The 10922-nt window shown below is 72.3% G+C and carries 10 protein-coding genes; 3 read left to right on the top strand and 7 right to left on the bottom strand.

Features of this window, described 5'->3' with window-relative positions; genetic code table 11:
* The first annotated feature begins 291 nt into the window (after positions 1–291).
* Entirely contained in the window at positions 292–1584 is a 1293-nt protein-coding gene (gene fadI / locus VGR37_04980) for an acetyl-CoA C-acyltransferase FadI (protein ID HEV2146749.1), read from the top strand.
* A 23-nt stretch (positions 1585–1607) separates the two neighbouring features.
* On the opposite strand, the gene VGR37_04975 is transcribed toward fadI, so the two are convergent.
* The 4 genes from VGR37_04975 to VGR37_04960 all read right to left on the bottom strand — a co-directional run bounded on the left by VGR37_04975 (position 1608) and on the right by VGR37_04960 (position 4776).
* On the bottom strand, positions 1608–2246 hold the full coding sequence (locus VGR37_04975) for an alpha/beta hydrolase-fold protein (GenBank protein HEV2146748.1): 639 nt from the start codon (positions 2244–2246) through the stop codon (positions 1608–1610).
* Between the two features lie 14 nt (positions 2247–2260).
* Positions 2261–3328, bottom strand: a complete 1068-nt coding sequence (locus VGR37_04970; protein ID HEV2146747.1) for a VOC family protein — start codon at positions 3326–3328, stop codon at positions 2261–2263.
* A gap of 285 nt (positions 3329–3613) precedes the next feature.
* The gene (locus VGR37_04965) at positions 3614–4183 is read right to left on the bottom strand and encodes a YceI family protein (GenBank protein HEV2146746.1); all 570 of its coding nucleotides are present in this window, start codon (positions 4181–4183) and stop codon (positions 3614–3616) included.
* A 116-nt stretch (positions 4184–4299) separates the two neighbouring features.
* Positions 4300–4776 carry a MarR family transcriptional regulator gene (locus VGR37_04960; protein ID HEV2146745.1) on the bottom strand — a complete coding sequence of 159 codons (477 nt, stop codon included), beginning with the start codon at positions 4774–4776 and terminating at the stop codon, positions 4300–4302.
* Positions 4777–4891: 115 nt separating this feature from the next.
* Between VGR37_04960 and VGR37_04955 the strand changes: the two genes are divergently transcribed.
* Positions 4892–6559 carry an alkaline phosphatase family protein gene (locus VGR37_04955; GenBank protein HEV2146744.1) on the top strand — a complete coding sequence of 556 codons (1668 nt, stop codon included), beginning with the start codon at positions 4892–4894 and terminating at the stop codon, positions 6557–6559.
* 13 nt (positions 6560–6572) lie between these two features.
* On the opposite strand, the gene map is transcribed toward VGR37_04955, so the two are convergent.
* Together map and VGR37_04945 are read right to left on the bottom strand one after the other, a co-directional pair.
* Positions 6573–7343, bottom strand: coding sequence for a type I methionyl aminopeptidase (map, locus tag VGR37_04950; protein ID HEV2146743.1), 771 nt, complete (start codon positions 7341–7343; stop codon positions 6573–6575).
* Between the two features lie 193 nt (positions 7344–7536).
* On the bottom strand, positions 7537–7875 hold the full coding sequence (locus VGR37_04945; GenBank protein HEV2146742.1) for a hypothetical protein: 339 nt from the start codon (positions 7873–7875) through the stop codon (positions 7537–7539).
* A gap of 282 nt (positions 7876–8157) precedes the next feature.
* On the opposite strand from VGR37_04945, the gene VGR37_04940 reads away from it, so the two are divergent.
* Positions 8158–9435, top strand: coding sequence for a DUF445 domain-containing protein (locus VGR37_04940; protein ID HEV2146741.1), 1278 nt, complete (start codon positions 8158–8160; stop codon positions 9433–9435).
* Between the two features lie 76 nt (positions 9436–9511).
* Here VGR37_04940 and VGR37_04935 read toward each other — a convergent pair.
* Positions 9512–10922, bottom strand: a 1411-nt coding sequence (locus tag VGR37_04935; protein ID HEV2146740.1) for an Ig-like domain-containing protein, incomplete at its 5' end; no start/stop codon positions are given.

The following is a 10922-nucleotide window of genomic DNA, read 5'->3' as shown; positions in this document are numbered from 1 at the left end:
CCGGCGCGAGCCGCGCGACGGGGGGGACGAGGGATCGTCCGGCTACCGCCGCGAGCCGCGCGACGCGGCCGACCAGCCGGCGTTCCGCAGGGAGCCGTACGACCGCGCGGCGCCGCTGCGGCGCGAGCCGCCCCGGGACCTGGCGGAGGACGCCGGCCCGGCGGAGGAGTAGGCGCTGCGGAACGGACCTTGTATTGAGCGGGGCTCAGCGAAACATTGGAGCCCCGCTCTTCTTTTTCGGGCGGCCGGCCCGGCGGCGGGCGAGACGCACTCAAGCGGAGGACACGCCAGATGAACGGAAACGGGCGCAGGGTCGCCATCGTGGAGGGGTGCCGGACCCCCTTCGCCAGGTCGGGGACGGTGTTCCGGGACCTTTCGGCGATCGAGCTGGGGAAGGTGGCCGTGCGCGAGCTCATCTCGCGGGCCGACCTGGACGTGGGCGAGATCGACCACGTGATCTACGGCACGGTGGTGCAGTCGGTCCAGGAGCCGAACATCGCGCGGGAGGTGACGCTGGGGTCGGGGATCCCGGCGTCGGTGCCGTCGTTCACGGTGGCGCGGGCGTGCGCCTCGTCCAACCAGGCGATCACCTCCGGGGCCGAGCACATCATGATCGGCCACGCGGACGTGGTGGTGGCCGGCGGGGCCGAGTCGCTCACGGACGTGCCGATCCTCTTCTCCCCGGAGATGCGGAACGCGATGGTGCGCGCCTCCAAGGCCCGCTCGCTCCCGGAGCGGCTGCAGGCGTTCCGCGCCATCCGCCCCAAGCACCTGGCCCCCATCACCCCGGCCATCGCGGAGCCCACCACCGGGCAGACCATGGGCGAGTCGGCGGAGAAGATGGCGCAGGAGAACGGGATCACGCGGGAGGAGCAGGACCGCTGGGCGCTCCGCTCGCACCAGCTCGCCGCCGCGGCCACGGCGGACGGGCGGCTCACGGCGGAGATCGCCCCGGTGTACGTCCCGCCGAAGTTCGACGAGGTGGTCGCCACCGACAACGGCATCCGGGCGGACACCTCGCTCGAGAAGCTCTCCAACCTCAAGCCGGTGTTCGACCGGAAGTACGGGACCATCACCGCCGGCAACGCCTCGCCGCTCACCGACGGCGCCTCGGCGGTGCTGCTGATGAGCGAGGAGAAGGCCAAGGCGCTGGGATACGAGCCGCTGGGCTACATCCGCTCGTACGCCTACGCCTCGCTCTCCCCCGCCGACCAGCTTCTACAGGGCCCGGTGTACGCCGCCCCCGTGGCGCTGGAGCGGGCGGGGCTCTCCATGCAGGACATCGACCTGCTGGAGGTGCACGAGGCGTTCGCGTCGCAGGTGCTCTCCAACTTCCAGTGGTGGGACTCCGACAAGGTCGCCCGCAAGCGCCTGGGCCGCGACAAGGCCATCGGCCTCCCCCCGGAGGACCGCATCAACGTGATGGGCGGTTCCATCGCCATCGGCCACCCGTTCGGCGCCACGGGCGGCCGCGTCACCGTGACGCTGCTCAACGAGCTGAAGCGCCGCGGCGGCCAGTTCGGGATGCTCTCCGTCTGCGCGGCCGGGGCGATGGGGTTCGTGATGGTGGTGGAGCGGGAGTAGGCCCGGCGGAGCCGGGGCACTCCCTACTCCTCCCAGCCGGCCCACCTCGCCGCGTCCGTGAGCTCCTGCGGGTCGATCCAGTGGCCGATGCGGTAGTCGCGGGCCTCCAGGTCGGCGCCGGCGGCTTCGAGCGCGGCCCGGCCCTGGCGGGCGTACTCCCAGGGGATCGCGGGGTCGTCGGTCCCGTGGCCCCAGAAGATGCGGGTGCCGCGCACCGTCTCCGGCGTGGCGGACACGGAGGGGTGGTCGGCCAGGAAGCCGCTGAAGTTGAGCACCGCGGGGACGGTGCCGGGGTCCCGGAGCGCGTGCGCGAGGCTCATCGTCCCTCCCTGGGAGAAGCCGCCCAGGGTCAGCGGGCCGGGCTTCACCGGGAGCCGCTCCGGCAGCTCCCGGAGGAAGTCGCCCAGGGCGCGCTGGCTCTCCTCGAAGCTCGCCGGCTCCGGGCGGGTGCCGCCCAGGAAGCGGTACCACGCCCACCCGGGGCCGTACCCCCACGGCGCCCCCGCGAAGGGAGCGCGCGGGGAGACCACGATCAGCCCCGCGGGGAGGTGCGGCACCAGCCCCATCAGGTCCCGCTCGTCGCTCCCCCGTCCGTGCAGCAGCACCAGCAGCGGGGCGCCGTCGCGTGCGTCCGCCGGCACGCGGTGCTCGAAGTGCAGCATCGTTCTCTCCCTTTTCAGCCGAGCGGGGCAAGACCGGCCTCGATCTCCTCCCGCTCCGTCTCCAGCGACGCGGGGAGCCGCAGGTTCGTCCCCAGCTCCGCCGCCTCCTCGTCCACCAGGAAGCCGGGTCCGTCGGTGGCGATCTCCAGCAGCAGCCCGTCCGGCGCGCGGAAGTAGATGCTGCGGAAGTAGGTGCGCTCCACCACCGGCGAGACCTGTGCCCCCAGCTCCAGCAGGTGCTCCCGCCAGGCCCGCTGCTCCTCGTCGTCCCGCGCGCGGAAGGCCACGTGGTGCGTCTGGCCCACCCCGCCGCGGGCGGGCTTCCCGTTGGGGATGCCGAACAGCGTCATGGAGCTGTGCGGCGCCACCCGCTCCCCGTCGTAGCTCGCCCAGAACCAGTGCGGCATGGTGGGCGAGTCCTGGTTGAAGGTGCGCTTGACGATGCGGAGGCCCAGCGCGCCCTCGTAGAAGTCGTGCGCCCGCTCCACGTCGTCGGTGATCCCGCTGACGTGGTGGATCCCGGTGAGCGCCATGTCCGGCGTGATCACGGGGACCGGCTCCGGCCAGGTGCGCTCGTGGATGGCCGCCTCGTCGCGGTGTCCGGCGAGCCGCTCCGTGCCGGGGTGGACGATGCGCGCGCCCAGGGCGTCCGCCGGCTCGTCGAGCGCGTACCCCGGCCCGCGCGTGGCGATCTCCAGGATCTGCCCGTCGGGATCGGTGAAGTACAGGCTCGAGAACCAGGTCCGGTCGAACGGGCCGTTCACCGGGACGCCGCGGTCGGTGAGCCGGCGCTTCCACCTGAGCAGCGCCTCCTCCGTCTCCACCCCCAGGGCCAGGTGGTGCACCCCGCCCACCCCCGGCGCGCCGCGCGGCGCATGCGGCCACTCGAAGAAGGTCAGGATCGTCCCCGGCGTGCCGGCCGCGTCCACGAAGTACAGGTGGTACGCCCCCGGATCGTCGAAGTTGACGGTCTTCTTCACCAGCCCCAGACCGAGCGTGTTCCGGTAGAATTCCAGCGTCCGCCGCGCGTCCGCCGACACCATCGTCACGTGGTGAAAGCCCTGCGTCCTCAGCTCGCTCATCCCTGCCTCCTCCTCTCAGGTACTGCCGAACGGCTCGGTCCGGGCGTGTCCCCCGCTGGCGCGGGGGCCGGGCTGCGGCGCCGTAGAGCACGATACGACCGTGCTCAACGGCGGCGAGCCCGGCAAACTACGCCGGTCTCGCCCCTTCGGGCTCGCATCCCTCACGCGGGCGGCGGTGGATGCGTCGTGGTCCGTACCTTCGCACTTCGCACTCCCGCACTCCCGCACTCCCGCACTCCCGCACTCCCGCACTCCCGCACTTTCGCACTCGCGGCGCAGCCGCGACTACCCCCGGACGGCCTGCACCTCGATCTCGATCTTGAGCTCGTTGCTCACCAGGATCCCGCCGGTCTCCAGCGCCTGGTTCCAGGTGAGGCCGAAGTCGCGCCGGTCGATCCTGGTCCGGGCGCTGAAGCTCACGCGCTCGCCGCCCCACGGGTCCGTGCCCCGGCCGTCGTAGGTGGCGTCCAGCGTCACCTCGCGGGTGGTCCCCTTGATGGTCAGGTCGCCCACCACGCGGAACTCATCGCCCTCGCGGTTCGCGGCGCCCTCCACGCGGCGGCTCCGGAAGGTGATGGACGGGTAGCTCTCCACGTCCAGGAAGTCGGCGGAGCGCAGGTGCGCGTCGCGCTGCTCCGTGCGGGTGTCGATGCTCGCCGTCCCGATCTCCACCTCCACCGACGAGCGGTCCGGGTGGGCCTCGTCGATGGCGAGGGTCCCCGTCACGTCGCCGAACCGCCCCTTCACGGTGGTGATCATCATGTGCTTCGCCGAGAACTCTACCAACGAGTGCGTCGGGTCGATGTTCCAGGTGGTGGTCCCCGCCGCGCTCGCGCTGCTCTCCGTGGTCGCCATGATCGCTCCTCGTGTGTACCGGCCCCTCTCGCGTTGCACCCGCCGGCCGGGGGCCCCCCTCCGGAAGATGTTCATATCCGTACTTCTCTCTACTGAGACATATGGGCCGGGAAAGCTCACTCCCCGTCCGCTCCGAGCGGCTTCTCCTTCGCCGCGTGCGTTCCCAGCGTGCGCAGCAGCCGGATGGCCTGCTCCTTCTCCGCCGCGTCCAGCCCGCCGAGCGCGTGCTCCAGGTGCTGCGCGTGCTCCGGGAAGATCTCCCGGATGACGGTCTCGCCCCGCTCCGTCAGCGCGGCGTACCGGGCGCGCCGGTCCTCTGCGCATTCCCGCCGCTCGACCAGCCCCTTCCGCTCCAGGCGGTCCACCAGGTAGGTGATCCCGCCGCTGGAGACCAGGATCCGCCGCTGCACCTCGCCCAGCAGCATGGGGCCCCGATGGAAGAGCGCCTCCATGATCCCGAACTCCGTCAGCGTCAGCCCGTGCCGGGCGACCTGCGCGACGGCGTGCGCCTCGATGGCCGCGTGGGCCCGCGAGAGCACCACCCACAGCTTGAGCGCGAGCGCCTGGTCGTCCGTCTGGTCGTGGGCCGTCATGGTCTGTCCCGGGTCACAAATCTTACTACTAAGATAACGCCTCCGGGATCGATGTCAAGGACGCTGGCCCCCATCCTGCTCAGCGGGCGGGTACGTCCACCCGAACCCGATCCACATGCGCCCGCACAGCCCGTCTGCACACGTCGTTCCACTGATCGTCGCCCTGCTCCTGGGCGGAGGGTGCGCCACCATCGGCGGGGCGCCCGCCGGCGAGGTGGCCGAGCTGGTGGCGGAGGGCGGGACCAAGCCGCTCCGCGAGGAGCTCCGCCCCATCCGCGGCACCACGCGCGTCCTGGTCTTCGCGCTGGACGGCGTGGGCCACGACGACCTGCACCGCGCCCTCCGCGACGGCCGCATGCCCCGCACGGCTGCGCTCCTGGGTCCGGCGGGGACGGACGGAGTGTTCCGGAACGCGTACTCCGTGCCCGAAGTGGTGAGCGTCCTCCCCTCCAACACCATCCCGGGGTGGACGTCGCTCTTCACCGGGGCGCCCCCGGCGGAGACCGGCGTCCCCGGGAACGAGTGGTGGGCCCGCGACGAGGCCGCGTTCCACGCGCCGGCGCCGGGCTCCGTCTCCTCCAAGGCGCACGCCGTCCGGATGTACACCGACGAGCTGCTGGGGAAGGCGGTCCGCGTGCCCACGCTCTTCGAGCGGGCGGGGCTCCGCTCGCACGTGTCCATGCTCCAGCTCCACCGCGGGGCGGACCTCCTCCAGCTCGCCCCGGTCGGCCGGCTGGGCGACCTGTTCGAGCGGGTGGCCGAGGACGCGGTGACGGGGGGCGGCCCCTCGCGCGGCACGTACCGGGAAACGGACCAGACCGCGGCCTCCACCGTGCTCTCCGACCTGGAGAAGCACGGCATCCCCGACCTGCAGGTGGTCTACCTGGCCGGCACCGACCTGATCCCCCACCACGCGCCCGACCCGCTCCGGGTCCAGCAGCAGTACCTGGAGGAGGTGGTGGACCCCATCGTCTCGGACGTGCTCGACGCCTACGCGGACGGCGGGGCGCTGGAGGACACGTACGTGCTCATCGTCTCCGACCACGGGCACACCCCGGTGCTGGGCGACGACCGCCACGCCCTGGGCACCGACGGCGACGACGAGCCCCCGGCGGTGCTGGAGCGGGCCGGGTTCCGGGTGCGCCCGGCGAAGGTCGCGACCGACCGGGACGACTTCCAGGCGGTGCTGGCCTACCAGGGCGCGGCCGCCTACGTGTACCTGGCGGACCGCTCCACCTGCCCCGCCGGGGGGGACCGCTGCGACTGGAGCCGCCCCCCGCGCACCGCGGAGGACCTGCTCCCCGCGGCGCGCGCCTTCCACGCGGCGAGCGCCACCGGCGCGGGCGTCCCCGCGCTCCGCGGGACGCTGGACCTGGTGCTCGCGCGGCTCCCGGGGACGCAGGAGCTGCGGGTGTTCGACGGGGCGGGGCTGGTCCCGGTGCGGGAGTACCTGGCACGCCACCCCCGGCCGGAGCTGCTCCGGCTGGAGGAGCGGCTCCGGTGGCTCACCCGCGGCCCGCACGCCGACCGGGCCGGAGACCTCGTCCTCCTGGCCCGCACGGGGGCGGAGCGGCCCATCGAGGAGCGGTTCTACTTCGGGGAGGAGGGGTACCACTCCTGGCACGGGGGCGCCGCGGCCCAGGACAGCCGCGTCCCGCTGGTCGTCGCCCACCCGCGGAAGACGGGAGCGCGGATCCGGGAGGAGACGCGCCGCGCGGTGGGCCCGAACCCCTCGCACCTGGACTTCACCCCGCTGGTGCTGGAGCTGCTGGGCGTCCGCTGAGGCCCGGGGACGGTCAGGCCGCCGTCGCCGCGGGCGACAGGCTTCCCGTGAGCAGGCGCGGCCCGGACTCGGTGATGGCGATGGTGTTCTCGTACTGCGCGGCCAGGTTGCCGCGCCCCATGGTGGCCGTCCACCCGTCCTTGAGGAAGGAGGCGTTCCCCGCCCGGAGCGCGGCCATCGGCTCCAGCGCGAAGGTCATCCCCGGCCGGAGCTGCGGGCCGCGCCCCGCCTTCCCGTAGTTGGGCACCTGCGGGTCCTCGTGGAACGAGGTCCCGATCCCGTGCCCCACGAACTCGCGCACCACCCAGAGCCCCTGTCCCTCCACGTGGCGCTGCACCGCGGCGGAGACGTCGCCCAGGCGGTTGCCGGGCTGCGCCTGGGCGAACCCCTTCCAGAACGCCTCCTCGGTCGATCGGACCAGGTGCTCCGCCTCGTCGCTGATGCGCCCCACGGCGAAGGTGCGCGCCATGTCGGCGTAGAAGCCGCGGTAGATGAGCGCGAAGTCGAGCGTGACGATGTCGCCCTCGGCGAGCGGCGCGGCGTCGGGGATACCGTGCACCACCACCTCGTTCCGGGACGAGCAGATGGTGGCCGGGTACCCCTGGTATCCGAGCTGCGCCGGCTTGGCGCCGCGCGAGACGATCCCGTCGTGGGCGATGCGGTCCAGCTCCCTCGGCGTGACGCCGGGGCGCACGGCCTGCTCCATCTCGGCCATGGTCTCCGTGAGGAGCCGCCCGGCCTCGGCCATGGTCTCGATCTCGGCCGGTGTGCGTAGACAGATCAAGGTACTGCCCTTCCGTGAGTGTGCGGCAGCCGCGCGGGCGCCCCCGCCCGGCGGCGGACGGCCGGGATGAATAACGGCAGTCCCGCTCGGGGCGCAAGTCGGAGGCCGCGGCGGTGAAGGGGCGTAAACGCGACGGGGGCCCGCCTTTTCAGCCGGGCCCCCGCCGCCGTCCGGGACACCTCGCGGCGCCGGGTCAGGACTGCTGCGCCGGCTCGGTCCCGGCGGGCTCCGCGTCGTCGCGGGCGTAGTCCGGGATCTCGAAGGCCAGCTCGCCGGTGCAGAACGCCTCCCACTCCGGGGTCACCTGGTCGAAGACGACGTTCTCGTCCTTGAAGATGCCGTCCGTGACGACGAAGTTCTCCTGCAGGTACAGGATGTCGTCGTCCTTGAGCTCGTGCCTCTCGACCTCGACCTCCTTGCCGTTCACCTCCTGCTTGTCCTTGCGCAGGGCGGCGACGTTCTCCTTCCACCCCGAAAACTTGCGGAAGTCCGCGGCGTAGTAGGCCTTGCAGTACCGTCCCATCTCAGCCATCGCAGCTCTCCTTGCAGCGGTGGGTGCGCGCCCCGCCGTTCCGCGCCCCGGCCGCGGCGGGCTCATGGGTGTGTCCGGGGGTGCGGAGGCGGGCGATGATGCACACGCATCATATACGACAGACTAGGCAGAAACGGCCGTTCGTGCAAGGGGGCCGCGACGGCCGGGAGCGAAACCCTTCCCCCCCGGCGCGCCGTACTCTATGCTGTCGCCGTCCGCCGGGCGGCGAGGAGTTTGCGAAGCGGATGGGCGGGAGACCAGCGCACGCGCACACCGGGGCCGATGCAGAACCACGATCTCGCCATTCCACAGCTGCAGGACGAGGAGGCCAAGCGGGTCCAGCTGGACCGGATGAAGTTCCGCGCCAGCGGGCTCCTGGTGGTCGCCGCGCTCATCTACATCGTGGCGCGGATCCTGGAGGAGCGGTACCCCTGGATGGGGTACGTGCGGGCCACGGCGGAGGCGGGGATGGTGGGCGGCATCGCCGACTGGTTCGCGGTGACGGCCCTCTTCCGGTACCCGCTGGGGATCCCCATCCCCCACACCGCCATCGTCCCCTCGCGCAAGGACAAGATCGGTGCGAGCCTGGGGCGGTTCGTCGAGAACAACTTCCTGTCCCGCGAGGTCGTCGTCCACAAGCTCCGGTCGGTGGGCGCGGCGCGGAGGCTCGCGGAGTGGCTGGCCCGCCCGGAGAACGCGCACACGCTGTCGCAGCACACCTCCGCGGCCATCGCCGGCCTCGTCCAGGTGCTCCGCGACGACGACGTGCAGGAGCTGATCGACCAGAGCATCACCACCCGCGTCCGCAAGACGCAGGTGGCGCCGCTGATGGGAAAGGTGCTGGAGGTCGTGACGGCGGAGAACCGGCACCAGGACCTGCTGAACGCGGCGCTCCGCCTGATCGCGCGCCTGGTGGACGAGAACCGCGACGTGCTCCGCCAGCGCATCGGCGACGAGACGCCGTGGTGGTTCCCGGACGCGGTGGACGACAAGATCTACAGCAAGGTGGCTGCGGGGATCGACCACACCATCCACGAGGTGAGCGTCGACCCGGACCACCCCCTCCGCGCCCGCTTCAACGAGGCGGTGGACGAGTTCGTGGAGAAGCTGAGGACCTCGCCGGAGATGATCGCGCGCGGCGAGGAGCTCAAGGAGGAGGTGCTGCTGCACCCCACGGTGCGCAGCTACTCGGCCTCGCTCTGGGGGGATATGAAGGAGTCGCTGCTGCGCCACAACGCCGACCCGGAATCCCCCTTCCGGCAGCGGGTGGAGCGCGCGGTGACCGCCTTCGGGGAGTCGCTGCAGGATGACCCGGAGCTGCTGGAGAAGGTCGAGGGGTGGATCGAGGGGGCGGTGCTGTACGTGGTGGAGCAGTACCGGCACGAGGTGGCGGACCTGATCTCCACCACCGTGGCGGCGTGGCCGGCCGAGGACACCTCGCGCAAGATCGAGCTGCAGATCGGCAAGGACCTGCAGTTCATCCGCATCAACGGCACCCTGGTGGGCGGGCTGGCGGGGCTGCTGATCTACACCATCTCGCGGTTCTTCGGGGCGGGGTAGAGGAGGTCGCTCCGGGACGCTGAAGGACCCCACCCGCCGCGCCGCGGGTGGGGCCCTTCTGCCATGCCGTGCCGCCTCAGCGGGTGACGGTCACCTCGGTGGGGAAGCCCGCGGCCTTCAGGTCGGCGGCCGTGTAGGTCCGCCGGTTCCACAGGATGTCCCTGACGACGAGTCGGGACACCGTCCAGGTTCCGGCGGGGGCACCCTGGGGAATGGCGATGATGCACTTCCAGACGCCGGCGTTGGCGTCCCCGGACACGCGCTGCCAGCCCGGACAGGACAGCACCTCGCCCGCAGGGCTGGTGAAGTCGATGGACGCGACGACTCCCCCGGCGACTGCATCGTGCGCCGCGAACGTGAACTCGATCGATGCCGATCCCGAGGCGACGCTCACGGAGCCCGGAGTGACGGAGAACCCGGTGAGGACCGGCGCCTCCACGTCCGGTGCGGCGTTTTTGACCTGGAACGTGCTCGGCCATCCCCGGGCCTGGAGCTGCGCCGGCCCCAGGCCGCTCCTGTTGTCCCTCGAGTCCGCCATGGTGATCGCCTGGATCGTGTAGGTCCCGGGCTCCGATCCGGCGGGAATACGCCAGGTGCAGGTCCAGGTCCCGTTCTGCGGCGTGCCGGCGGCCAGTGAGAGGATGCAGCCCTGGCTGTTGCCGGAGGGGGGCGCCGCGACCACCCATGGGGGCGACGTGGAGGAGACCCCCGTCTCGTCCTTGAAGCCGACGGTGAACGTAACCGCCTGCGGGGACGAGACGACGTCCACCTCCATCGGGGAGATGCTGAAACCCGTGACCTCCGGGGGACTCACGTCCGGGGCCGACCGGCTGACGGTGACCGATTCCGTCCCGCTCTTCCCGCCGGCGGTCGCGGTGATCGTGGCGGTGCCTTCGCTCACTCCCGTGATCAGGCCGGACTCGCTGATTCTCGCCACCGAGGCGTTGGAGCTGCTCCAGGTGATCGCCAGGTCCGGGATGTGCTTTCCATTCGCGTCGAGCGGAAGGGCCCTGGCCTGAACCGTCACTCCAATTCCCATGGTCGCCGCCGGGAGCCAGACCTGCACCCTGGCCACGTTCGGGTCGGGGGGGCCCGAAGTGGCAGTGGCGCCGAAGGTCACGGCCGCCAACCCGCCCACAGAGGCCGTGGCCGTGTTCGCGCCGGCGGCGGCCCCCAGGGTCCAGGTGGCGCTCGCCTGGCCGGAGGCGTCGGTGACGGAGCTGGCCGGCGAGAGCGAGCCGCCCCCCGAACCGACGCTCCAGCTCACCGCCGCTCCCGGCACCGCGTTCCCGCCCGCATCCGTCACCTTCACTGTGAGCGGGGCGGGGAGGACGCTTCCGGCCGGTGCGGTCTGCCCGTCGCCGCCTGCCTTGCTGATTGCGGCGGCGCCGGCCGGGGTGGCGGTCGCGGCGAAGCTCACCGGCCCCGCGCCGGTCACCGTAGCCGTTGCGGCGTTCGCCCCCGCGGCGGCGCCGAGCGTCCAGGTG

Source organism: Longimicrobiaceae bacterium (assembly GCA_035936415.1).
In the GTDB taxonomy this organism is placed as follows: domain Bacteria; phylum Gemmatimonadota; class Gemmatimonadetes; order Longimicrobiales; family Longimicrobiaceae; genus JAFAYN01.
This window is presented reverse-complemented; position numbering and strand designations above follow the sequence as displayed.

Bases quoted from the DNA above. Each gene is read 5' to 3' on its own strand.
- fadI (HEV2146749.1), top strand. From the start codon at position 292: ATGAACGGAAACGGGCGCAGGGTCGCCATCGTGGAGGGGTGCCGGACC.
- VGR37_04945 (HEV2146742.1), bottom strand. From the start codon at position 7,875: ATGGCTGAGATGGGACGGTACTGCAAGGCCTACTACGCCGCGGACTTC.
- VGR37_04960 (HEV2146745.1), bottom strand. From the start codon at position 4,776: ATGACGGCCCACGACCAGACGGACGACCAGGCGCTCGCGCTCAAGCTG.
- VGR37_04965 (HEV2146746.1), bottom strand. From the start codon at position 4,183: ATGGCGACCACGGAGAGCAGCGCGAGCGCGGCGGGGACCACCACCTGG.
- VGR37_04975 (HEV2146748.1), bottom strand. From the start codon at position 2,246: ATGCTGCACTTCGAGCACCGCGTGCCGGCGGACGCACGCGACGGCGCC.
- VGR37_04970 (HEV2146747.1), bottom strand. From the start codon at position 3,328: ATGAGCGAGCTGAGGACGCAGGGCTTTCACCACGTGACGATGGTGTCG.
- VGR37_04940 (HEV2146741.1), top strand. From the start codon at position 8,158: ATGCAGAACCACGATCTCGCCATTCCACAGCTGCAGGACGAGGAGGCC.
- VGR37_04955 (HEV2146744.1), top strand. From the start codon at position 4,892: ATGCGCCCGCACAGCCCGTCTGCACACGTCGTTCCACTGATCGTCGCC.